Source organism: Bradyrhizobium sp. IAR9, assembly GCF_013408065.1.
GTDB lineage: Bacteria > Pseudomonadota > Alphaproteobacteria > Rhizobiales > Xanthobacteraceae > Bradyrhizobium.
This window is the reverse complement of the sequence record NZ_JACBZW010000005.1, coordinates 432,120-455,355: the sequence shown is the minus strand read 5'-3', so window position 1 is coordinate 455,355 and position 23,236 is coordinate 432,120. Positions and strand designations below refer to the sequence as shown.

At 64.7% G+C, this 23,236-nt stretch carries 21 protein-coding genes and 2 pseudogenes; 11 read left to right on the top strand and 12 right to left on the bottom strand.

All coding sequences use genetic code 11. The features are described from left to right. Positions 1–41 precede the first annotated feature (41 nt). Complete coding sequence (locus GGD67_RS16970) at positions 42–863, bottom strand: rhomboid family intramembrane serine protease (protein WP_179734334.1); 822 nt, start codon at positions 861–863, stop codon at positions 42–44. Positions 864–1,318: 455 nt separating this feature from the next. On the opposite strand from GGD67_RS16970, the gene GGD67_RS16965 reads away from it, so the two are divergent. Both GGD67_RS16965 and GGD67_RS16960 read left to right on the top strand, forming a co-directional pair. Next, positions 1,319–1,873: a PAS domain-containing protein gene (locus tag GGD67_RS16965; RefSeq protein WP_018322140.1), complete on the top strand. Its 555-nt coding sequence runs from the start codon at positions 1,319–1,321 to the stop codon at positions 1,871–1,873. A gap of 127 nt (positions 1,874–2,000) precedes the next feature. After that, entirely contained in the window at positions 2,001–3,134 is a 1,134-nt protein-coding gene (locus GGD67_RS16960) for a DJ-1/PfpI family protein (RefSeq protein ID WP_179734332.1), read from the top strand. A gap of 53 nt (positions 3,135–3,187) precedes the next feature. Here GGD67_RS16960 and GGD67_RS16955 read toward each other — a convergent pair whose 3' ends face one another. Next, the gene (locus GGD67_RS16955) at positions 3,188–3,574 is read right to left on the bottom strand and encodes a hypothetical protein (protein WP_177237232.1); all 387 of its coding nucleotides are present in this window, start codon (positions 3,572–3,574) and stop codon (positions 3,188–3,190) included. 146 nt (positions 3,575–3,720) lie between these two features. On the opposite strand from GGD67_RS16955, the gene GGD67_RS16950 reads away from it, so the two are divergent. Beyond that, positions 3,721–4,227, top strand: a complete 507-nt coding sequence (locus GGD67_RS16950; protein ID WP_179734330.1) for a GNAT family N-acetyltransferase — start codon at positions 3,721–3,723, stop codon at positions 4,225–4,227. A 129-nt stretch (positions 4,228–4,356) separates the two neighbouring features. Continuing rightward, the gene (locus GGD67_RS16945; RefSeq protein ID WP_092259263.1) at positions 4,357–4,668 is read left to right on the top strand and encodes a hypothetical protein; all 312 of its coding nucleotides are present in this window, start codon (positions 4,357–4,359) and stop codon (positions 4,666–4,668) included. Between the two features lie 78 nt (positions 4,669–4,746). Here GGD67_RS16945 and GGD67_RS16940 read toward each other — a convergent pair whose 3' ends face one another. Then, positions 4,747–6,696 carry a DEAD/DEAH box helicase gene (locus GGD67_RS16940; protein WP_179734328.1) on the bottom strand — a complete coding sequence of 650 codons (1,950 nt, stop codon included), beginning with the start codon at positions 6,694–6,696 and terminating at the stop codon, positions 4,747–4,749. Between the two features lie 282 nt (positions 6,697–6,978). Between GGD67_RS16940 and GGD67_RS16935 the strand changes: the two genes are divergently transcribed. Then, positions 6,979–7,332, top strand: coding sequence for a cupin domain-containing protein (locus tag GGD67_RS16935; RefSeq protein ID WP_179734326.1), 354 nt, complete (start codon positions 6,979–6,981; stop codon positions 7,330–7,332). 17 nt (positions 7,333–7,349) lie between these two features. On the opposite strand, the gene GGD67_RS16930 is transcribed toward GGD67_RS16935, so the two are convergent. The 3 genes and pseudogenes from GGD67_RS16930 to GGD67_RS16920 form a co-directional block, all read right to left on the bottom strand. Next, positions 7,350–7,862 (bottom strand): hypothetical protein, encoded by a 513-nt coding sequence (locus GGD67_RS16930; RefSeq protein WP_179734324.1) that lies wholly within the window; start codon positions 7,860–7,862, stop codon positions 7,350–7,352. 111 nt (positions 7,863–7,973) lie between these two features. Then, positions 7,974–8,285 (bottom strand): annotated as a pseudogene (locus tag GGD67_RS16925) (transposase); the annotation flags it as partial. Beyond that, positions 8,282–8,977: a TetR/AcrR family transcriptional regulator gene (locus GGD67_RS16920; RefSeq protein ID WP_179734322.1), complete on the bottom strand. Its 696-nt coding sequence runs from the start codon at positions 8,975–8,977 to the stop codon at positions 8,282–8,284. The pseudogene GGD67_RS16925 and the gene GGD67_RS16920, both read right to left, overlap by 4 nt. Before the next feature lie 210 nt (positions 8,978–9,187). On the opposite strand from GGD67_RS16920, the gene GGD67_RS16915 reads away from it, so the two are divergent. The 3 genes from GGD67_RS16915 to GGD67_RS16905 all read left to right on the top strand — a co-directional run bounded on the left by GGD67_RS16915 (position 9,188) and on the right by GGD67_RS16905 (position 12,020). Then, a complete protein-coding gene (locus tag GGD67_RS16915; RefSeq protein ID WP_179734476.1) occupies positions 9,188–10,081 on the top strand; it encodes an NAD(P)/FAD-dependent oxidoreductase in 894 nt (297 codons plus the stop codon). A gap of 61 nt (positions 10,082–10,142) precedes the next feature. Beyond that, positions 10,143–10,943 carry an SDR family oxidoreductase gene (locus GGD67_RS16910; RefSeq protein WP_179734320.1) on the top strand — a complete coding sequence of 267 codons (801 nt, stop codon included), beginning with the start codon at positions 10,143–10,145 and terminating at the stop codon, positions 10,941–10,943. 201 nt (positions 10,944–11,144) lie between these two features. Further along, positions 11,145–12,020, top strand: a complete 876-nt coding sequence (locus GGD67_RS16905; protein ID WP_179734318.1) for a class I SAM-dependent methyltransferase — start codon at positions 11,145–11,147, stop codon at positions 12,018–12,020. Between the two features lie 163 nt (positions 12,021–12,183). Here the strand turns inward: GGD67_RS16905 and GGD67_RS16900 are convergent. The 3 genes and pseudogenes from GGD67_RS16900 to GGD67_RS16890 all read right to left on the bottom strand — a co-directional run bounded on the left by GGD67_RS16900 (position 12,184) and on the right by GGD67_RS16890 (position 14,284). Then, positions 12,184–12,536 (bottom strand): annotated as a pseudogene (locus tag GGD67_RS16900) (VOC family protein). A gap of 110 nt (positions 12,537–12,646) precedes the next feature. Then, entirely contained in the window at positions 12,647–13,129 is a 483-nt protein-coding gene (locus GGD67_RS16895; protein WP_179734316.1) for a DUF5680 domain-containing protein, read from the bottom strand. A 3-nt stretch (positions 13,130–13,132) separates the two neighbouring features. Continuing rightward, positions 13,133–14,284, bottom strand: a complete 1,152-nt coding sequence (locus GGD67_RS16890; protein WP_179734314.1) for a zinc-binding dehydrogenase — start codon at positions 14,282–14,284, stop codon at positions 13,133–13,135. A gap of 504 nt (positions 14,285–14,788) precedes the next feature. On the opposite strand from GGD67_RS16890, the gene GGD67_RS16885 reads away from it, so the two are divergent. The 3 genes from GGD67_RS16885 (at position 14,789) to GGD67_RS16875 (ending at position 17,667) form a co-directional block, all read left to right on the top strand. Then, entirely contained in the window at positions 14,789–15,979 is a 1,191-nt protein-coding gene (locus GGD67_RS16885) for an MFS transporter (protein ID WP_179734474.1), read from the top strand. A 132-nt stretch (positions 15,980–16,111) separates the two neighbouring features. Beyond that, entirely contained in the window at positions 16,112–16,723 is a 612-nt protein-coding gene (locus GGD67_RS16880; RefSeq protein WP_026202686.1) for a PilZ domain-containing protein, read from the top strand. Between the two features lie 320 nt (positions 16,724–17,043). Next, positions 17,044–17,667 carry a transglutaminase-like cysteine peptidase gene (locus GGD67_RS16875; protein ID WP_177237231.1) on the top strand — a complete coding sequence of 208 codons (624 nt, stop codon included), beginning with the start codon at positions 17,044–17,046 and terminating at the stop codon, positions 17,665–17,667. 117 nt (positions 17,668–17,784) lie between these two features. Here GGD67_RS16875 and GGD67_RS16870 read toward each other — a convergent pair whose 3' ends face one another. From GGD67_RS16870 to GGD67_RS16860, 3 genes are all read right to left on the bottom strand, one after another. Then, a complete protein-coding gene (locus tag GGD67_RS16870; RefSeq protein WP_179734313.1) occupies positions 17,785–19,542 on the bottom strand; it encodes a CYTH and CHAD domain-containing protein in 1,758 nt (585 codons plus the stop codon). Positions 19,543–20,015: 473 nt separating this feature from the next. Then, positions 20,016–21,374: an amidohydrolase family protein gene (locus tag GGD67_RS16865; RefSeq protein ID WP_409411123.1), complete on the bottom strand. Its 1,359-nt coding sequence runs from the start codon at positions 21,372–21,374 to the stop codon at positions 20,016–20,018. Positions 21,375–21,628: 254 nt separating this feature from the next. Continuing rightward, positions 21,629–23,176, bottom strand: a complete 1,548-nt coding sequence (locus GGD67_RS16860; RefSeq protein WP_179734311.1) for an FAD-dependent oxidoreductase — start codon at positions 23,174–23,176, stop codon at positions 21,629–21,631. Positions 23,177–23,236 lie beyond the last annotated feature (60 nt).

The following is a 23,236-nucleotide window of genomic DNA, read 5'->3' as shown; positions in this document are numbered from 1 at the left end:
GCAAATGATGGATGAATTCGGGCCGCACCGCAAGCGCTGCTTCAAATACGGTCTGAAACGTCCTGTGATGACGCATCCGCAGCATCGTTTCGCACGCGCGGCACGGGATCGAACAGCGCAAACAGCAGCAGGCCGGCGAAGAAGCCGCCGATATGCGCCTGCCAGGCCACGCTCGTGGTTTCGGAATCGATGCCGATCGCACCGACGCCGAAGATGATGTTGACGCCGAACCACACGGCGAGGAAGCCGACCACCCGTCCGTCGCGCAGCGCGCGCGACAGCGGCAGCGCCGGAACCTTTGCTGCGGTATCGGCGTCCGACCGGTTGAACGACAGGAAGCTGCCGCGGACGAACGCGAAGCGGATCGCGGCTGCCATCGCGCCCGACACCGAGGCCGAGGCGCCGATCATCGGCGCCACCGCATGCTCATGGGTGACGAGATGGGCGAGCGCGCCGGCCGCCGCCGTCACCGCCAGAAACAGGAAGAACCTGACCGCGCCGAAGCGCCGCGCCAGCGCGCTGCCGAACGGCAAGAGCCAGAGCACGTTGAAGCCGAGGTGGGTCAGATTGGCGTGCAGCAGCGAATAGGTGACGAAGGTCCAGACCTTGGCGCCGGCGCCGCCCGGGATCTGCAAGTTCAGCAGCGAGGAATCGTAGCGCTTGGGGATGAAGCCGAAGACGTCGATGGTCCAGTTCTCGAGCTCCGGCGGCAGCAGCACCCGCAGATGGATCACCGCCAGCAGGACGATATAGGCGGTCAGCGCCAAAGGCAGCGTCAGGACCGGCTCGCGCGGAGCCTCCTCATGGGCGGCCGGCAGGCCGGGCTGAGAATCCTGCGGCGGAGAATCGTGCGGGGAATCCAAGGCAGCTTCGCTTTCAGGCGCGATCGGAACGATCCGTTTGGAGATAGTCGCCTTTGCCGGCCTTGCGCAAGTGCACAAAAGGAAAAGGCAGGGCCCTGGGAAGCCCTGCCTGTCCGTGTCGGCCTTCCGGTGCCGGAGGAATGAAGGTGTATCCCCACCCCTCCCCGCGGCCCGTGACCAAACTGTTTGACGCCCTGTGTACAGGCCCCGCCGAGAACCTGGATGAAAGCGGCGAGGCTTGCGACTGCGATCACCATAGCAGCGCCGCGCGAGGGGCAAAGGCCATAGTTAATTTAACGTTAACAACGCAAAGACCGCCTTAACGAGGGCGAAAACGCCCTCCCGGCATGGACGCTGCAAATCCCCTCCTGCACAACATCACAAGGGATCGCGGGTGCACTGAAGCGGGACAGCTTTGTCCCTTCGAGGTTGCACCCCGGGATAAGCGTTCAGACATGAAACATCCGTCGAGCCGCGCGTTCTTCGCGTATTGGGACAAGAAGCGCGGCGCCGCACGGGCTCCCGACAGGGCCGACATCGATCCGGCCGCGGTCCGCGGCCTGCTCGGCGACATTTTTGTCCTCTCCTGCGAGCCCAATCTCGGCTTTCCCTTCCGCGTCGCCGGCACACGCGTCTGTGCTCTCGCGGGATGCGACCTCAAGGACCAGAGCTTTGCAGCGCTGTTCACGGCCGCGAGCCGCGGCGAGATCGAGGAGATCACAACCATCGTCGCCGACGAGGCGTTAGGTGCGATCGCCGGCATCACGGCCGCGCGCGAGGACGGCAGCAAGGCCTATCTCGAGCTGTTGCTGCTGCCCTTCAACGCCCGCCCGCACACGCCGGTGAGCGTGACAGGCGTGCTCGCACCGTTCGACGACGAATGCGGCGCGCTCTCAACCTTCACCCTCACCTCCTGGCGCTATCTGCACCAGCCGGAGAAGCTGCTGCCGCGCGCGATCCGCAAATTGCAGATCGCACGCGGGCTGATGGTGTATGAGGGGCTGAGATAGTCTCCGCCGCCCGACAAATCACGCGCATGCGGATGGCCGTTTTTGCCGGATCTGCGTCATTCCTGATGTCGTCGCCAAGGGTTAGGTTCCGCCTCGCGTGAAGCAACGAGGTTCGGGTGACATCATCATGACATGGCGCGTTCTGGCGTTGAGCGGCCTCGGCTGCGTGGCGCTGCTGGCGGCGATCGGCGGAAGCTGGCTGTTCCTGCTGCCAGGCGCGCCGGCTCAGGGAGCCGCCCCTGCGATATCCAAGGACGAGACCGAAGCGACGCTTGCGGCGCTGAAGCCGCCGAAGCGCAAACGCCCGCTGATCGCCATCGTCGGCATCAACGACATGAGCGAGACGACCGACTATCTGATGCCGTACGGCATCCTCGCGCGCGCCGATGTCGCCGACGTCCTCACATTGGCGACGCAGCCCGGACCCGTCACGCTCTATCCCGCGCTAAAAGTGCAGCCGCATGCGACCATCGCCGAGTTCGACGCGGCGCATCCCGACGGCGCCGATTACGTGATCGTGCCCGCGATGAGCCGCGAAGACGATGCCGTGGCGTTGCAATGGATCAAAAGCCAGGCCGGCAAGGGCGCGATCATCATCGGCGTCTGCGTCGGCGCCAAGGTCGTTGCCAACACGGGACTCCTCGACGGCCGGCAGGCCACCACGCACTGGTATTCGGTGCGCGATCTGCAGAAGCATTCCGCGATCCGCTACGTCGCGGACCGCAGGCTGGTGGTCGATCGCGGCGTTGCGACGACGACCGGCATCACCGCGTCCATGCCGATGGCCCTGACCCTGGTCGAGGCCATCGCCGGCCGCGCCAGGGCCGAGGCGGTCGCCCGCGACATCGGTCTTGCGGAGTGGAATGCGCGCCATCGCAGCGCGGCGTTCCAGTTCACACGCCCGTTCGCGCTGACGGCGATCGCCAACACGCTCGCATTCTGGAACCGCGAGCAACTCGGACTCGCGCTGACGCCTGATGTCGACGAGGTGTCGCTTGCGCTTGTCGCTGATGCGTGGTCGCGCACCTATCGCTCGCGCGCCCTCACCTTCGCGGCCACGGCAGAGCCGCAGACCAGCCGTGGCGGTCTTCGCATCCTGCCGGACAACGTCGCGGCCGGCTGGCCGGCAACGCTGACGCCGCCTGATACCGTCGACTTGCCGCCGGCGCGAGCGCTGGACCGGACGCTGCATGCCATCGATGCGCGCTACGGGTCACGCACGGCCGACTTCGTCGCGATGCAGCTCGAATATCCGAGATGACCGCACGTCAGTGCGCCGGCTGTCGCTAGCAACAGCCGACGCACGATGCGCGGTTACGGCATCGCCAGATGCCAGGCGCCGTTCAAGAAGCCGTCGCCGGTGACGTCGCCGGGCTTCTGGTCCTTGGCGAAGGTGTAGAGCGGCTTGCCCTTGTAGGCCCACTGTTTCGAGCCGTCGTCGCGCGTGATGATGGTGTAGCCGTCGCCCGCTGCATCGCTGGCCTCGGCCTTCAGCACCGGCCAGTTCGTCGCGCATGGACCGTTGCAGGCGGACTTGCCGTCCGCGTCCTTGTCGAAGGTGTAGAGCGTCATGCCCTTGCCATCGGTGAGCACGTTGCCCTTGTCGGTCTTGCCGGTCTTGGTCGGGGGTGCGGCGAAGGCGGCGGGAACGATCGCGAGCGAGAGTGCCAGCGAGAGCGCGAGGCGGATCGAGGACGTCATGATATCTCCTGTCATGCAATTGGCTTGCATGGGTAGGACGCCGCACGCGGCGTCGTATTCCTGAGATGGCGGCAAAGATATTTTTCACTGCGCGCGCCGACGCGGCGGAATAAACTGGATCAACCGAGACGGAACGACGGAAAGACATGAGCAAGCCGCATTGGCGTCCCGCGCACGCATCCGACCTGCCCGCGATCAGCGCGATCGCGGCGCGGATTCATCCTGCTCTTCCTGAGAGCCCCGAGGTGCTCGCGGAGAAGATGCGGCTCTATCCCGACGGATGCCGCGTGCTGATCACGGGCGACGAGATCGCCGGCTACGGACTTTCGCATCCCTGGAAGCAACACCGGATCCCGCCGCTCGACGGCCTGCTCGCACGATTGCCTGACGATGCGGATTGCCTCTACGTGCACGACGTCGCGGTGCTGCCCGATTTTCGCGGCGGTGTCGTGCGCTCCTATGTTGCCGAGATCGAGCAGCTGGCGCGTGCGGCAGGCATCGCAACGCTCGCGCTGGTCTCGGTCTACGCCACGCGGCCGCTGTGGCAACGTCTCGGCTTTCGGCCCGTCACGGCGGACGCGGCACTGCGCGCAAAGCTGGCATCCTATGGCGAAGGCGCGACGTACATGCTGCGCGACCTTACCGCTGTGTAATGTCGTCCCTCGCCGGCCAGCCGGCTCACGCGGGCGTGAAGCCGCGCCCTCGAACCGGGTCAAGTGGCGCTCCGTCGAAGGGATGTGCGAGCCGTTCCGGTCTCGCCGAACCGAGGCTGGAGAAGATCCATGAAACTCACTTTGTCGAAGATTGCTTTGATGACATGTGTTGCAGCGAGCGCGTTCGCCGCGACCAGCGCCAACGCGGCGCCACACCGAATCGATGGTTGCCAGTTCGGCTTCTTCGAAAGCTGTGGCATCGTTGCGGAGTCGACGACCCCGGGCCGCGCACGCCGCCCCGTCGCGCGCCTCGCCAACGATACCTCGCCGACCTACATGAAGCAGACTGATCCGCGCTACAGCTCGTCGATGCGCGATGCCGGCGGCGGCGGAGGTGGTGGCGGCGGAGGCGGTGGTGGTGGTGGTGGCGGCGGCCGCTGAACTCACACCTGACTTTTCAGATGATGCCGCCGGTGCAACCCGGCGGCATCATTGTCGTCTGCGCTGAACGGCGCCGGTTCAGCCGCGATGCTTTTTCTTCTTCGGCTTCTTTCCAGGCGCGCCCTTCGCGGGCCACGCCGTGACCGACGGCTCTGCGTGACCCGGCTTGTTCTTGTGCTTCTTCTTGCCGAAAGACGGAGCATCGCCGAATTTCGGCCCGCGCTCGCCTTGAGGCTTGCCGCGTGGCTTAAATTCACTCTTGTCGCGCGGACGATCGTCGCGACGTTCACGATGATCGCTGTCGCGGCTCTCGCGCGTGTGTGACCGCTCCTCCGCAGGCGCCTGCTGCTGCGAGCCCTCCCCCAGCCGTTCGATGCGGATGCTGTCCTCCTTGTCCGGACGCTTGACCTTGGCCGCGAAGGATTCCGCGACCCGCTCGGAGATCTCGAACTCGGTCGTGGTGTCCATGATCTTGATGGCGCCGATGTCGCGCTTGTCGATGCCGCCGCGGCGGCAGATCATCGGCAGCAGCCAGCGCGCCTCCGCATTCTTGCGTCGTCCGATCGCGGCGCGGAACCAGACGCTCGTCTCCGACATGCCGTGCTTCGACGATACTTTTCCCGATTTCGATCGAGGCCTTCCGGCGCGATCGTCGCCGCCGTCGCCCCTATCCTGGAATTTATCGCGACCGCGATCGTCGCGCGGCCGGCCGCTGCGCTCGCCGGGATCGAGGATGTCTTCGGGCGACGGCAGCCGCGCGCGATAGAGCCGCGCCAGGGCGGCTGCGATATCCTCGGCCGACCGCTCGGCCAGCAGCGCCTGCGCCAGCACCAGATCGTCCGCCGTCGTCTCCTCGGTGAACAACACGTCCTTCATGCGCTCATGGTCGAGCTTGCGGATTTCGTCCGCCTGCGGCGCCGTGCCCCAGTCGGCGTCGACACCTGCGAGATTGAGCAGCAGCTCCGCGCGACGCCGGCGGGCGGGTGGCACCAGCAAGACGCTTGTCCCCTTGCGTCCGGCGCGCCCGGTTCGGCCCGAGCGGTGCTGCATCACCTCGGCGTCGTTGGGCAGGTCGGCGTGAATGACGAGGTCGAGGCTCGGCAGGTCAATGCCGCGGGCGGCAACGTCGGTGGCGACGCAGACGCGGGCCCGTCCGTCGCGCAGCGACTGCAGCGCCAGGGTCCGCTCGTTCTGCGTCAATTCTCCCGACAGGGCGACGACGGAGAAGCCGCGCTCCAGGAGCGCCGCCTGCAAATGCCTGACGTGATCGCGCGTGCTGCAAAACACCAGCGCGCTCGGCGCCTCGTAGAAGCGCAGCACGTTGACGACCGCATGCTCGGCATCGGCGGGCGCGATCCGGATGGCGCGGTACTCGATATCGGCATGACCGCCTTCGTCGCCGGCGACTTCGATCCGGAACGCCTGCTGCTGATATTGCTTGGCGAGCGCGACGATGCCGCGCGGAAAGGTCGCCGAGAACAGCAGGGTGCGGCGCGTCTCCGGCGTGGTCTCGAGGATGAACTCCATGTCCTCGCGAAAGCCGAGATTGAGCATCTCGTCGGCCTCGTCGAGGACGACCGCTTTCAATTCCGAGATGTCGAGACGGCCGCGGCGCAAATGATCGCACAACCGGCCGGGCGTGCCGACGACGATGTGAGCGCCCGCGGCGAGCTCGCGCTGCTCGCGACGCGGATCCATGCCGCCGACGCAGGAGACGACGCGCGTCTCCGCATGCTGGTAGATCCAGGCGAGTTCGCGCTGAACCTGCATCGCGAGCTCGCGGGTCGGCGCCACGATCAAGGCGAGCGGAGCCGCCGCCCGCTCGAACCGCTCGGCATCGCCGAGCAGATCCTTGGCCATGGCGAGGCCATAAGCGAGGGTCTTGCCGGAGCCGGTCTGGGCCGAAACCAGCAGGTCGCGGCCGGCGGCTTCGTCCGCGAGCACGGCGAGCTGAACGGGGGTTGGCGAATCGTAGTTCCGCTCGGCCAAAGCGCGGGCGAGCGGCGGGGTCAGGGCCGGAAAAGACACGGGATGGAGAACCTTGGTTAATTCAGGCGCGCAAACGGTGAGCCGAGGGGCCTGAGCTGCATGCGCGGCAAACGGCCCGGCCGCACGCTGATTTGATCTGGGCGCTCTTTACGCCAAGTGCCCGGAAATCACCATGCCTATGATGCATGGCTTCGCGCAGAGAACCGCGCTTAGAGGTTGCGGAGGATTTTTACCGCCACCTCGATCGGTCGATGGATACGGTCTTGCCGCACCGGCCATCCGATACCAAATCGTTTCTCACAAGAGAACAATGGGGGAAACATGCCTGACAGCATATCGCTCGCCGACAAGCTCGCGACCTTTGAGGACCTCTGGTCCCCGCGCACGATCACGACGTTCAACGATTGCGACGTGATGGTGGTGAAGGTGAAGGGCGAATTCACCTGGCACAAGCATGACGACACCGACGACTTCTTTCTGGTCCTGAAGGGCAATCTGGACATCGAATTGCGGGATCGCACGGTGACGCTCGGTCCGGGCGAGCTCTATGTCGTGCCCAAAGGCGTCGAACATCGCCCGGTGGCGCGCGAGGAGGTCCACCTGATGCTGATCGAGCCGACCGGCACCCCGAACACCGGCGACAAGGCGACCGCCGCAGCGCGCAAGCTTGCGTAGAGGGCAGCGCGCGCGGCCTAATCCCTGGAGGCCGCCAGCCGGCTGAAGCGGCCGGCCAGCTTGGCTCTTGCGCGTGCAGCACTGTCCTTGATTGCGCGGGCCAGCGCTCGGATGGCGCGCCAGGCCTCGGTCGCCTGCAGCCACGCCTTGGCCGCGGCGTATTTTCCGTAAGCCCAGGCAAAGGCGGGAATTCGCATCAGCTTGTCGCGCGTGAGATGAAACAGGCGCTCGACCAACACCAGCTTGAGCAACTCGCCGACAATGAAAGTCACAACGCTGCTGACGAACTGACCGGTCGCGGCGAGATAGGCCGCCACGGGCTTGACCGGCTCCAGAATGATGACGGGCACCGAGAATAAAGCGAGCGACGGATAAGGCGGTAGCCCCCTGATCCAGGCGCGCAATCGCCTGAATTCGAAATGCCGCCCGATCCAACGCGCTATTGGCCGCGCCACGGCCATGAAGACCGCATCCACCACGAAGTAGATGGCAGCCAGCACGTAAGTGACCGGTTTCAGGATTCGCTTCACGATCGCTCTCCTGGCAACTGAAAGCCGCAACCTGGACCTAAGTTTCACCGCGACGTGAATAACTCGGCGATTTCCGGTGGAACTTTTGAGGCGACGGTCACCGTGACTGGACTAGGACGTGGACTCATTAACGCGAAGCCATAGCCTGATCGAGGCGAGCTGAACGAAAGCAAGATACGGGCTGAAGCAGATCGGATCGCTGCGATTGCTCTTTGGCGGGATGTTGGCCCACGCGCCCTTCTTCATCGCAAGTTCTCTGATCCAGTCGGCGTCATGGCCACGGTCGGCGAGTAACATTGCCCCGGATTTCAGACGAGACAGCAGTTTTCCGGCTAGTCGAACGTCGTGCGCCTCACCGGGGCTCAGCGCCAGCCGTACCGACAGACCATTGCTATCGACCACCGCATGAATTTTGCTAGTCACGCACGATTCAAATTTTGTTTTTTTGACCTTAAGGCAGGCAAATCTCCGCCCACTTGGTCGTTGTCACGATGCGCGGCGATGAACATGGCGACGGCCGACCGGCAATAGGAATCGATTTCGTTGTCGTCCTCTGCTTTCGCCTGATCGAAGCGTGCGATCATCAGGAGATCGGATCCTTTGAAAAGCGCGGCGAACAAGCGGGCGGACCGGAGAGGATCGGGCACGTTCAGAAGCCCCTTCGCGTGCAACTGACGCAACAGGGCCTCGATTTCGGCGATGACATGAGCGGGGCCGGCTTCGAAATGGAGCTTGCTTAACGCGTTTTGACTCGTCTTGTCGGCCATGACCATGGCTTCGAGGCTGCGGACGTCCGATCTCAACAGCGTGCGAAGCAGTGATGATCCCACCGCCACGAGCTGATCTTCGACCGAACCGTCGACGCCTTCAAGAAGGGTCTGTGGTGCAAACAACTGATGGCAGCCGGCCGCCATGGCCGCGCCGAACAGCGCCTCCTTGTTCTCGAAGTGCCTGTAGATGCTGAGCTTGGATATCTTCGCTCGCTGGGCGACCTTGTCCAATGTCGTCGCTTGAAAACCCAACTCCACAAAGAGCTCGCGCGCGGCGTCGATGATGGTTTGGCCAAGCGCCTCGTTGGCGGGCCGGCCGCGCCGGCCCTGGCTGTTTTCGGTCACGGCAACTCCAGTACTTGACAGTATCCTAATTCTTGAATTACGATACCATGAAGTATCTGAAATGTGCAAGCCAGGGGCAAGGTGACTCCTTCGACGCAACGACGAGCCCTGCTGAAGTTGGCTGCGCTTTCCGCCATCGGCCTCGCCCGCGCTCAGGCCACCGCCAAGCCCAACTCGTCTCCCTCCATCCACAACACGGAGCCCATCACCATGGATGACGTCATCATCATCGGCGGCAGCTTTGCCGGTCTCGCCGGCGCCTTGCAGCTCGGCCGCGCCCGCCGCAAGGTCACCGTTCTCGATACCGGTCTGCCACGCAACCGCTTCGCCGGCCACTCGCATGGACTGCTCGGCCACGATCACAAGCCGCCGCTGGACATCCTGGCGGAGGCGCGGCGGCAGTTGGCGCGTTATCCCGCGATCAAGCTTGTCAGTGCCCGGGCCGACAGCGTCTCCGGCGCCATCGACAATTTCTCTGTCCTTACTGGCGATGGTGAAAGCCTTGCGGCGCGTCGTCTGATCCTGAGCTATGGCGTCGCCGACCAGATGCCTGATGTTCCGGGCTACGCCGAAAGCTGGGGCACGTCCATCGTGCCATGCCCCTATTGCGATGGCTTTGAAGTCGCCGGACAGCATTGGGGCCTCGTCTGGTCCAGCCCGCAGTCGCACAATCAGGTCAGGCTGTTCCACGATTGGACTGACAAGTTGACGCTCTTCGCCGATGGTCACGACATTCCGCCCGATATCCAGGCCGATCTGGCGCACCGCAACCTACCTCTCGTCGATGGCCGGATCGTCGAGATCGCCCATCACCAGGGCCATATCGCCACCGTCAATCTCGATACCGGCCGCAATGTCGCGGTCGACATCCTGTTCGCCAATCCGCGCAACAAGCCGTCCGCAAGCCTGCATGAAGCACTGGGCCTTGCCACCGTGGCTACGCCCGCCGGCATCGTCCTCAAGGTCGACGAACGCCGTCAAACCAGCACGCCTGGCATCTACGCCGCCGGCGACCTCACCACGCCCTTCTTGCCCTCGGTCACCCAGGCATCATCGCAGGGCGCGATGGCGGGTATCTTCGCCCAGCAGTCGATGGTGGTTTGAGAGCGCAGATTCCCTTCTCCGGTTGCCGCGTGCCATCGAATTGGAGTTGAGGAAGAGAACGATGTCGAAAGAACCAATGAACAGCTTCGCCGGAAAATGGGCTCTGATCACCGGGGCGTCGAGTGGCCTCGGCCTCGACTTCGCAGATCTCCTGGCTGCGCAGAAAGTCAATCTCGTATTGGCGGCCCGAAGGCGGGAGTCGATGGAAAAGCTTGCCGCCGATCTCCGCCGCAAATACGGGGTGGACGTGCTGGTCGAGGCGATCGATCTTGCCGCGCCGGGCGCCGCCAGCCACTTGAAAAGCAGTCTCGATGCGAGGTCGGTGACGATCGACATCTTGCTGAACAATGCCGGATACGGCTTGCACGGCGCTTTGTTGGACACGCCGATCGAGCGCACGACAGACATGATCCAGCTCAACATCACGACGCTCACAGAGCTGACCTACCTGTTCGGCCGTGACATGGCCGCGCGGCGCTCTGGACATATCCTTCTCGTCGCCAGTCTCATGGCCTTCCAAGCCGTTCCCAGCTACGCGGCCTATGCGGCGACCAAGGCATATGTACTCGCCCTTGGCGAGGCCCTGCACGACGAACTCCGCTCGCATGGTGTGGTTGTTACCACTCTCTGCCCGGGGCACACCGCGACGGGCTTCGATGCGGCAGCCGGCGCAGCCACAACGGCCTTGCTGCGCCTCCTCACCATGAAGCCTCGTCCGGTCGCCGCGAGCGGTGTTCGGGCGCTTATGGAAGGAAAAGCCATGGTGATCGCCGGCCTCGCGAACAAGATGGCAGCCTTTTCAAATCGTCTGACGCCGCGATCAATGCAAAGGGCCACGTTGAAAAGAATAGTGGACGGTTAACTGCAGGGGCGCCGGCGTGCGGAGCTCATCGAACAAGCGGGGGCTCTGAAGGCTGACGATGTACACGGAGCTTCGATCCGGATCTGGTCGTTGCTCTCAAGGATCAGCGGGGAATGGATCGCTTCATCCCGTTCGCCCTCGCTGCTCGCTGGAGACGATGCGCGCTTTGGCATCGGACAGTTTAGAGAACAAGGATATGTCATGGCACAGCACAATGCCGATCGAGCCGCCGGCTGGAATGACCAAAGCGGGGAGCGCTGGGTCGCCCACCAGGCCCGGCTCGACGCCATAGCGGCCGTGTTCGGTCAGGCCGCGATCGAAGCCGCCGCGCCCGCGACGGGCGAGCGCGTGCTGGACGTCGGCTGCGGCGCGGGCGCGTCGAGTCTGGCTCTGGCCGCCCGCGTCGGCGCGGGGGGCCAAGTGCTGGGCGTGGACATATCCGAACCGCTGATCGCCCGAGCGCGCGCGCTCGCGCCACAGGATACGCCAACCCTGTTCCGCGTCGCCGACGCCAGCAGCGCCGAGCTGCCCGAGGGGGCGTTCGACATCCTGTTCTCGCGTTTCGGGGTGATGTTCTTCGACGATCCGACAGGCGCGTTCGCCCATATGCGCCGCGCGCTCAAGCCGGGCGGGCGGGTCGCTTTCGTCTGCTGGCGTGGCGCGGCCGAGAACGATTGGATTCACCTGCCGATGGGCGCGATTAAGGGCATCGTCCCGGCGACCGCGCCGCCCGATCCCGAAACGCCCGGCCCGTTCTCGTTCGGCGACCGGGGGCGGGTGGCGCGCATCCTGACGGGGGCCGGCTTCAACGATATCGCTATCGTGCCCTTCGATGCTTCCGTCCCGTTTGGCGAGGGCGCGACGCGGGACGCGGCGATCGACGACGCGGTGAAGATGACGTTCGAGGTCGGCCCGCTGTCGCGCGCGCTTGTTGATCAGCCCGACGACATCCGCGCCCGCGCCTCGGCCGCGGTTCGTGCCGCCTTCGCGGACTGCCCCGGCGAGCGGTCGGTGATGATCGACGGCGCGACGTGGATCGTCACGGCGCGCAATCCCGCGCAAGCTGATAGCGATTAGCAGGGGGAGACGCCCCTCGCTGGCCTTGATGGCCGCTGCGCTGGCCGGGTGCAAGGATACCGGGGCGCAAAAAGCCAAACCGCCGCGGCCGGTTGTGGTTGCGACCGCGCATTTTGACGCCGAGACCCCGGAGCGGAGCACAGCTGCTTAATGAGTACACAGCCTAAATCTCGGCATAGATCTCCAGAAGATTGCCGTCGGGGTCGCGGAAGAACAGCGTGCGATGCCCGAACGACTGGTTGGTCGGCGGCGACACCAGCGCAACGCCCTGCCGAACGAGTTCGTCGGCGCATCGGCGGCGGTCCGGCTCGGCCGCGCCAGCGCCAGCGTGTTGCCGCCCAGGCCGTACTCGATCCAGTTCGGTGACGGCTCGCGCAGCAGAGGAAAGACGAGGACATCCTCATAGAAGCGGCGCATCGCCGCCATGTCGCGCACGAAGATGACGGTGTAGTCGATCCCGCGGATGGCGTTGAAGGGGGAGCGCCGGGTTGGTTCGGGTGTCTGTTCGTTTGTCATCGTGGCCCTTATTCCAAATTGCGGCTCGTAGCCCGCATGAAGCAAAGCGGAATGCGGGGCCGGTGTCCCGGGATTGGGCTTCGCTCCATCCGGGCTACAGGCTCGCAGGGCTATCGCAGCAGTCCGCCACCATAGCGCAGCTCGTAGAGCTGCATGCCATCTTGCCGCGCAATCGTCTCGACGCCGTGGAAACGATCGAGCGCGCCTTCGACCTCGTTGCGGTAGAGCATCCCCGCTTGTTCGAATCGGCGCGGTCCGCGGTATGGCTGCTCGACGCTCACAGCCAATAGCGCGTGACGCAGGAATTTGTAGATCGCGAGGAAAGTCTCCCGATCCCTGATCTCCGCACCGGCGCCACCACCGTAGCTCATCGACCAGATGACGCGGTCGTCCTTCGACACCGTCTCCTGCCCGACGAAAAATCCCATGCCGAAATAGATATCGCGATAGGCATAAGGCGGCGCGCGATGCTCGATCTGCCTGGAGCCTGCGAGCAGCGGCGCGGCCACCGTCGCGTCGTCGTCGAGGCCGGCATAGGTGCGCCGCTTGGCCTCGACCAGGAACGCCGCGAGATCGTGCGGGACCGATGGCATCGTCTAGTCCACCAGTTCCGGCCACGGCACGATGGTCGACTTCACCGTCTTCATCGCCATCGCGTCCTTCACCGCCTGCGCGACGCCTTCCTCCGTGAATGGATAGATCGTCTGCATCTTCAGCCAGGGATATTTGCCCGCCGTGCGATAGAGCATGTCGACGCCGAGCGGCAGATCGTTGCCGGTGAAGCCCCAGGAGCCCAGCACGTTGAGATCCTTGGTGCAGATGCGGTGCCAGGAGGTCTCGATCGAGCCGGCATCGGTGAACTGGCCCATCTCGACATAGGTGCCGCCGTCACGCAGCATCTCGATGCCTTCGGGGCCGGCGGTGGGGTGCCCCGAGCAGTCCATCACCAGATCGGCGCCGAAGCCGCCGACGATCTCGCGCACACGCGCGATGCGCTCCTGCGGCGATCTGATCCCCCCGATGTTCACGGTCGCCTCCGCGCCGAATTCGCGGGCCAGCTTGAGCCGCGGCTCCTCGGGCGCACCGACGCAGATGACGCGCCCTGCCCCCATCTCCTTTGCGGCCGCGACCGCGAGAATGCCGATCGGCCCCGATCCCTGGATCACCACGGTGTCGCCCCAGGAAAAACTACCGGCGCGGCTGGCGCGGTTGAAGGCGCGGATGCAGGAGGTCAGCGGCTCGGACAGCGCGCCGAGACGCAACGACATGTCGTCGGGCAGTTTGTATATCTTGGTGCCCGGCAGCATATCGAGATCGACGTAGACATATTCGGCCCAGCCGCCCCACATGTGCGGCGCCTTGTCGAAGCCGAGATAGCGGCCGTAATAGACCGGCGTCAGGCATTTGTTGGCGGTTTGCGGATAATGGATGCAGTAATAGCAATGGCCGCAGGGCATCAGCGGCGGGATCATCACTTTCGAGCCGACCTTGAGCGGCTTGCTCATGAAGTCCTCGGTAAACTCCTCGCCGCACTCGACGATGATTCCGCCAAGCTCGTGGCCGAGCGTGAACGGCCAGGGCAGCGGCTTCGGCCAATGCCCCTTGAGAATATGCAGATCGGTGCCGCAGACCCCGCATGCGCCCACCTTGATCAGCGCGGCCTTGCGGCCGACCTTCGGCCACGGCACGGTGCGGATGACTGGCTCTGAGCCCGGCCCTGCATGGGTGCAGACGCGAATGGATTGCATGGCTGTTTCCTCGTTGCCCGTCTGTTATGATTGATGGGTGCGGGCTGAGGCAAAGCTATGTGAGATGTACGCGCGTGCCAAGATGCAGGAATTCGTAGCCCGCATGAGCGAAGCGACATGCGGAATCAGCGGCCCCGGATATCGCTGCGCTCATACGGGCTACGGCAGCTGCCACACACTCTACCGTCATCCCCGCGCAACCGCGAAGCGGTTGTCGCTGGAGGTGCGAAACGTGCGGCGCGTAGCGTCGCACGGGGAGCCTCGAAGGATGGGCTACGGGTTGCGGTCCATCCTTCGAGGCTCATCTTGCGATGCGGACGCTCGCAAGGTGAGCACCTCAGGATGACGACGGAGTTCGTGGTGGCAGTGCATGGCAGATGCCCACACATCCAATTGTCTTGAGCCCTCACCCTCGACCGTGTAAGGCCGCAAGCGTCCTTCCCAGGTGCCCCCTTGAACTCCCTTCCCCAAAATCCCGTGGCTGCGTCCGGCTCGTTCGCGGCGATGAAGTCGGTGCCGTACCGGCTGCAGTTCGGCTCTTACGTGCTGGCGATGATGGCCGACAACATCGAGCATGTGATCAGCTATTGGGTGGTGTTCCAGAAATTCCATTCGCCGGCGCTGGCGGGTTTTGCGGTGCTGTCGCACTGGCTGCCGTTCCTGCTGTTCTCGGTCGCGGTCGGCGGGCTTGCCGACCGGTTCGATCCGCGCCGCATCATCCAGTGCGGCATGCTGCTGTTCATCGTGGCATCGAGCGGATGGGGCTTCTTCTTCATCACCGATACGATCCAGATGTGGCACGCGATGCTGCTGCTGGTGATCCATGGCTGCGCCGGCGTGCTCTGGCAGACGCCGAACCAGCTCTTGCTCTACGACCTCGTCGGCCCCGCCGACCTGCCGAGCGCGGTGCGGCTGAACGCGATGGCGCGCTATCTCGGCATCCTGGTCGGGCCTGCCGTGGGCGGAATCATCATGCTGACGCTGGGCACCTCGCACGGCATCATCTTCAACACGCTGTTCTATCTGCCGATGCTGCTCTGGCTGTTCTGGGCGCCGGTGCGCAACAGCAGCGTGGCGGTGCGGCGCTTTGCGGTGCGCGGCCTTGCCGACATCGTGCTGACCATCCGCGCCATCGGCACCCAGCCGACCCTGATGGCGATGACCTGGCTCGCCGGCCTCACCTCCTTCATGATCGGCAACGCCTATCACGCCCAGATGCCGGGCTTTGCCGGCGACCTCGGCCATGGCGATCCCGGCGTCTCCTACAGCGTGCTGCTCGCGGCGGATGCGGCCGGCGCGGTGCTCGCCGCTATCGCGCTGGAGTCCTGGGGACGATTGAAAGGCACGCCGCGCACCGCGATCATGCTGGCCATGCTCTGGAGCGCGGCGCTGCTCGGTTTCGCCACGGTGCGGATCTATCCGGTTGCGATCGTGCTGCTGTTCTGCGCCGGCTTCTTCGAGCTGTCGTTCAACACCATGGCGCAGGCCCTGGTGCAGGTGAATGCCCCGCACGACATTCGCGGCCGCGTCGTCGGTCTTTATAATATGGCGGGGCTCGGGATGCGGGCGTTCAGCGGCATCACGGTCGGGCTGTTTGGCGCGGCGATCGGCATTCACTGGTCGCTCGGGCTGTCCGCCGCGGTGCTGCTGGCGCTGCTGCTCCTGCTGCAGCGGCGGGCGACGAGGCCGGCTTGAGCACCCTCCGGTGTGGCTTTTCGAACGCATCGTGTCTGTCCGTTTCCGCCGCACCCAATCCTAACGCGGCATTAACCCTATGCACCTTAGGGTCGTCCCGGACTCCGCCCGGGCGGGGGTCGGGTGTTGAAAATGGCGTTGGCGAACAAAAAATTTCTTCCTGCCGCCGAAGAGCGTCGGCGTTTCCAGCGGGTGAAGGTGCACCTGCTCGGCCGCTACATGCTGCCGGACCGCCGCGAATTCCCCTGCCAGGTGATCAACATGTCGCCGGGCGGCCTCGCGCTGCTCGCCCCCGGCATCGGCAATGTCGGCGACCGCGTCGTCGCCTATCTCGACCATATCGGCCGTGTCGAGGGCAAGATCACCCGCATCATCGACAACGGCTTCGCCATGACGATCGGGGCGACGCCCCGAAAGCGCGACAAGCTCGCCGCGCAGCTGACCTGGCTCGCCAACCGCGACATCCTCAATCTGCCGGAGGACCGCCGCCACGACCGTATCGTGCCGCGCAACCCGATCGCGGTGCTGACGCTCGAGGACGGCACCAAGATGACCTGCCGCATCATCGACCTTTCCTTGTCCGGTGCTGCCATCGCCGCGGAGAACCGGCCGCCGCTGAAATCGACCGTCATGCTCGGCCGGGTCCAGGGCCGCGTGGTCCGAAACCTCGAAGACGGCTTCGCGCTGGAGTTCGTCCACGCGCAGCCGATCGAGACACTCGAAGAGAGCGTTACCGCGCGGTAAAGCGCTAGGACGCCAAAACCCCTGTATTTCCAGCCCCGAAGGCGGCTTCCGCAATGCGGACGCCGCCTTTTTCGCGCGTGATCATGGGCCTCGCGCCGGTTAACGCGCGGCCCGTTTGCACGTTGAAATGGCGGTTCCGCCAGCGTTTCCGCGTTAATCGATAAAACTTGAATCAATTGCAGTTGTTTCAAATTTTATGAGAATTCGATTCAAGTATAGATCGAATTCGCCTTGTATTCGTCTCGACTTGACTTGACTGACTTAGCGGCAACTCAAAAGCTCCGTGCGAAATGTGGTCCCAACAAGAAACGGGGGCCGCAATGTTTGACTTCAAGGGACAGGGGAAAGGGCTGGCGCTGGCTGCCATGCTCTTCGGGATCAGCGCGGCAGCGCAGGCCGGCGAAGGCCGTCTGCTCTACGCGAGCCTCGGTGACACCACGCGTGCGCCGATCGGCTGGGTCGAGTTCTGCGCGGACAATACCGCTCAGTGCCAGGGCACGCCGGCACAGCCGCGCGACATCGTGATGTCGCAGGCCGCATGGCGCGACCTCGTCAAGGTCAATCGCTGGGTTAACGAGACCGTCAAGCCTTTGACCGACCAGGAGCACTGGGGCGTGATCGAGAAATGGTCGCTGCCGACCGACGGTTACGGCGACTGCGAAGACTACGTGTTGTTGAAGCGCAAGATGCTGATCGATGCCGGATGGCCGCGCCAAGCCCTGCTGATCACCGTCGTGCGCGACAAGAAGGGCGAAGGACACGCGGTGCTGACGGTGAAGACCGACAAGGGCGAGTTCGTTCTCGACAATCAGAACGAGAACGTCGTTGCCTGGACGGAAACCGGCTACCGCTTCGTCAAGCGCCAGTCGCAGAGCGATCCCAACGTCTGGGTCTCGCTGGGCGATACCAAGCCGGCGGTCTCCACCGCCAGCGCCAGAGATTAAGAACGAGACAAGGAGTTACGCGACCCGGTCACATCCCCACCCCTCCCCGTCCCAGACCGGTTCGCGCGCGGCCAGCCATCCCCCAATGGCTGGCCGCAACTTTTTGGGGTTCTGCGATCAGCCCTGTGAGGACCAAGGCACGCGCGCGGCAGTGAAATCGCGCCACGTGCCTTGCAAGGCGGGCTTGACGCCGATCGATGCACGCGCCTGCCAGCCGGCGATCGCGGCGGCGGCGATGGCGCTGTCGGGCTCGGCACCGAGCCCGTCGAGCAGCGAAGCCGTGACCGCCATGTCGTTGAAGGCGCCGAGCTCCTCCTGCAAACCGGCGAGCCTGCGGGCAAACTTCCTCGCGGACTTGCGATCGGCAAACAGCGGCAGCAGGAACTCGCTGAGATAGCGCAGCCGTTTGGTCGCGAGCCGCACCCGGTGCAGCTCCTCCATCGTGAGCGACTTGAAGCGGCGGCCGCGCTTGAGCACCTTGGCGTACTGCTCCGACAGAATGCGCTGCGCGAAGTTGACGGCGGGCTCGGCGAGCCGGCCGAGATCTTCGGCGGCGACGTCGTTGCGCCAGCCCCGCGTCTCGATCCAGTTGCCGAGGCCGATCAGGAACATGGCGCAGCGGCGATCGTCGAGCGCGTGATGCGCCTTGCGATAGGCGTCGGACTGGCGTTCGGCCGCAGCCCGGCCGAGCGCATCGAAGCCGGCGATTGAAGGGCAAGCCTTCGCGATCGTCGGCAAGGTCTCGCGCTGGAACACGTCCCAGTCGCGTGCGGCGGACAGGTCCTGCGCCAGCCAGCGCGCCTCCGAGCGCAGTGCGTCGAGATTGCTGAGCGCGCCGACCGAGCGCATCAGGTCGAGCGCCGATCGAATCCGGCGCAGCGAGACACGCAGCTGATGCACGCCTTCCGGATTGCGCCCGTCCTCGGCCGCCGGCAGCGACTGAAGCAGATGGAGGAAGCACGAGCGCAGGATCGTCGCGAAGGCTTCGTCGAGCGTCACCGAAGGATCGAGGCGAAGTTTTCGCGGGCGTCGTGCCGAGGGCGGCGCGCCCGCGGCAAGATCGAAGCCACGCGCCGACTTGCTGCGGATGGACGGCTTCACCGCGCCGTGCTCCGCCAGCCGCAACGCGACCTCGTAGATCGTGCTCGCACTGCCGCTCTTGAGCTCCAGCTCGATCTCGCTCACCGGCAGCGATCGATCGCTCGCCGTGAGCACGCCCTGGTCGAAGGCGATCTCGACCGTGCCGGACGGCAGGTCGATCATCCGCGCATGGCGATGGACGTCGGCGGTGAAGATAGCTTCGAGCGGCTGCGCTTCGAGATGGCTGCGAAGCTTCTCCGGAATGAACGGCATCGCCAGAGCGAGATCGGGCGCAAGCGAGGCCACGCTCGCCTCCCACTCGCCGCGGCGCAGCGGATCATCCGCTGTGTCGGTCTTCACGGTCTGCACGAAGCGCGCGCCGCTCTGGCGAACGCGCAGGCTCAGGCCGTTGCGCCGAAGCATCCGATCAGGCGTATCATAGTAGACGGATTTGAGGTGTTTTCGCGAGCCCTTGTTGCGCGCATTCGCCGCGATGACCGGCGCGGCGTTGAAATGCGCCATGCGATCGGCATCGACGAGGAGCTTGAGCTCGATCTCGCCGGGGTGCGCGGCAAGGCTCGACCGAGTTGGTTCCGGAGCAGGCAGGGCATCTTGCGATGGCGTCTGATCACTCACACCGCCCTCGACGATCGCAGGTTCCGCGCCGGGCTCGGCCGGTTCAATCTGCCTGAGAAAGCCGGCGACGACTTGCGTCCTCTTGTTGTCCTTCAGGACAGGATTTCCGTCCGGCGCACTCGAGGTTTTGCGAGCCGGTGTTGGGTCTGATTTCAGCATTTACGATGACATGACAGTTCAATGACAGAGCGACAGCATATAGCCCGTAAGTCCGGCAAGGAATAGTCACGTTAGTCGCGCTGCCTGATCATCGACACGACGTGCCAGACGCAGAAATCCAGCAAGGCTTGTCACAATTCGGCGTGCCATGACGAACTAAATTGGCCCCGAGCGCAGCAAGTGACCGATTTGACGAACGAAATTCGCTGTTCTCGAAACCGAAACGAACGCATCAGCGAGTTTGACTCATGCTAGCCGAGAAATTCTTCCTGGTTCTGGAGACGCTGAGAAGCCATGCCTCCGACGACAGGCCCGGAATTATGACAAGCCCTGGACGGCCCGCCGCGGTTCCGGAGATCGCGGCCGGTTCGCGGCGCAGAAGGCCGGTTGCGGAGGATCGCCCCTAGCAACGATCCAATCCCGCCACCTCATGCCCTGGCAGGCGCGCAGGATGTGATCCACGCGCGCACTCGTCAGCGTGCGAGGATGTTCTTGTAGACCTTGCCGCCCTTCATGATCACCACAAAATTCCTCGCGGGATCTTCGACGAGCTTGATGTTGTCGAGCGGATTGCCGTCGACCAGAAGGAGATCGGCGAACGCGCCCTCCTCGACCACACCGAGCTTGCCCGGATAGGGATTTCGCGGACCGGACAGGCTCAGCAATTCGGCATTGGCCGACGTCGCCATGGCCAACGCTTCGGCCGATGTGTACCAGCGCGTGAGCGCGGCCAGCATGGCGCCCTGTCGATCCGCCAGCGCCTGCGAGAACAGAACGTCGGTGCCGAACGCGGTCTTGATGCCGTACTTCTTCGCGAGCGCATAGACGCGGTCGGTTCCAGCGACCACCTGCTTCATCTTGTCCTGCTCGGCGGGTCCGAGCGCGGCTGCAGCGGAGATATCCAGGAACGGTTGCGTGCTCAACCAGATCCCCTTCTCCGCGATCAGCTTGGCGCTCGCCTCGTCCATGAGATGACCGTGCTCGATGCATCTGACGCCAGCCGCGACCGAGCGCTGGACCGCGACCGACGTATAGGCGTGCGTCGCAACATAGGTGCCCCAATTGTCGGCGGCTTCGACCGCCGCGCGCAGCTCGGGCTCGGTGAAGGTGGAGACGTCGAGCGGACTGAAGGGCGATGCAACGCCGCCGCCTGCGGTGAGCTTGACCTGCGAGGCCCCTTGCATGAGCTGCTCGCGCGCGCGCACACGCACCTCGTCCGGACTGTCGGCCACCATGCTGCCGCCGATCCGCTCCATGCGGCTCAGCATGCCGCCGATCGTTCGCGGCAGATCGGAGAGCTGGCGGAAGTCGCCGTGACCGCTGGTGACGGTGATTATGGCGCCGGAGGGATAAATGCGGGGACCTGCGACGAGGTCCTCGTCGATGGCCTGCTTGAGGCCGAAGCTCGGCCCGCCCATGTCGCGCACGGTGGTGAAGCCGCGCATCAGCGTGGCCGCCGCCTCGCTGGCGGCGAGCAGGTTGTTGTAGCCGATATCGCCCGCAAGCGCGGCCATCGGCGTCGGGCGCACCAGCATCGCGTGCCAATGCGCGTCGATCAGTCCCGGCATCAGCACGCGGCCGCCGCCGTCGATCACCTGACCGGCGGCCGCGATGTCCGCGGTCGAGATCTTCTCGATCTTGCGATTTCTGACGAGGACGTTGGACGCGGCTGACAGCGCGGCGCTCTTGCCGTCGAATATCCGGACGTTGCGAAACAGGACGGCGGAGTCCTGCTGGGCCGGCGCCGAGGGCGCGCTGCCGAGGATCATTGCAACGGCCGCAAGCAGCGTGGCGATTCCGGACACTCTGGCCGGCATCCTCAAACCCGTCATGGCCGGCCTCCGCTGAGGTGCAGGGCTACGCGAGGGGTGATGGCAGGCACGCAACTTCTGCGTGCCATTTGACGCCGACGTCTGGCCGCCGTCAACTGGCCACCACAGCGGCAAATATGCAGTCCTGCCATCTGCATTGGCGGGAGGTCGCCGCGTTCGGCTCCAATTTGAATCAAAGAGATATCGCCGCGTGCGAGATCAGCTGCCGAACGCGCCTCGCTCACGCGCCCGGCACGTCGGCGAGGTTGCTCGCCTCACTCTGCGGCTTCAAGATTGGCCGGTTTCTCGATATCGCCGAGCGGAGACACGGCAGGGCCGTTGAGCGCGGTGCCATCAGGGGCGAATTGCGAACCGTGACACGGGCAATCCCAACATTGCTCGAGCGCATTCCAGTGCACGACGCAGCCGAGATGGGTGCAGCTTGCCGAATGCAGATGCAAATGTCCGTTTCGGTCCCGGCACGCCGCGATCTTCTTCAGGCCGCTGCGGACAAGGCGCCCCTCCCCGGGGCGCAAATGTTCGACGCCCGCGATCTCGCTCGCCGTCAGATACTCCGCGAAATTCTTCAGCGGCGTGATGTTCTCGCTGATGAATTCGCCGATGTTCTTCTGAATCTTGCGGGCCGGGGCGTAGACATCCTCCCACGGGCTCGCGCCGGTCATGACGAGATCCGCAATCAGCATGCCCGCCACCAGCCCGTTGGTGATGCCCTGTCCGGAGTCACCGCTGACGATGAAAAGGTGCTCCTCGCCGGGGCTGCGGCCAATGAAGCCGACGAAATCGCTCGGCTCCAGCACCTGACCTGACCATCGATGAGTGACCTCGCGTAGCGCCGGCAATCGCTCGCGCGCCCAGCGTTCGAGCGCGGCAAGGCGCTGTGCGCCGTCGTCCGCTTCACCGGACTTGTGATCTTCGCCGCCGATGATGACGAGATCCTCCTCCGCGGAGAGCGGTTGAAGCCTGACATAGTGATAGGGATCGAGCGTGTCCCAATACAGCGCATCCTCCAGCGCGCCGGCCGGGATTTTGGCGGCGAGAGCATAAGTGCGGTAAGGCGCCTGCTTGGTATGGATCGCCACTTGCACATTGACCGGCGAGTTCGTCGCGACGACCACGTCGGCGGCGTGGACCTCGTAGCCCCAGGCGGTCGTCACGATCATGTCGCCACGCTCTTGCCGGATGCTTTCAACGCAGGTGTCGCCATAGAGCTGCGCCCCGCGGCGCTGAAGGGCGCCGGCTAGGCCAGCAAGATATCTGGTCGGGTGCAGGCGCGCCTGGCGGGAAAAACGTAACGAACGCACCACACCTCCAGAATGGAACACGGTCGGCTCGGCGCAATTTTCGACGGGGATCCCGAGCTTGCGACAGCAATCCAATTCCTCATCCAGCTCGGATGCGGGCGTTTCGGGCGCCTGCACCCAGTAACCGTCGACACGCCGAAAATCGCAATCGATGTGCTCGTCGCGCTGAATGGCCTCGGCGCGGTCGATTGCGGCTTCGACGCTCTGATAATAGTGCCGCGCACAATCTGGGCCGCGGACCCTGACCAATTTGCCGTAGCCATCGTCGAGCGCCGTCGCCAGATGCGCCGTGGTGCGCGCCGTCATCCCGCTGCCAATGCCGCCGCGGTCGAGCACCGCGACCGAACGTCCATGGCAGGCCAGTTCATAAGCCACCGACAGCCCGGCTATTCCGGAGCCGATGACAACGACGTCTACGCCCACGGTGCGCGACAGCGCGGGGGCATCCGCGACCGAAACATCCATCCAGAGCGATCGCGTGTACTCGTCCCGTACGTTCATGATGCTGCTCCTTCGAAAACAACAAACGATGCGGCAGAACGCGAGTTCCTACCCGCCCTC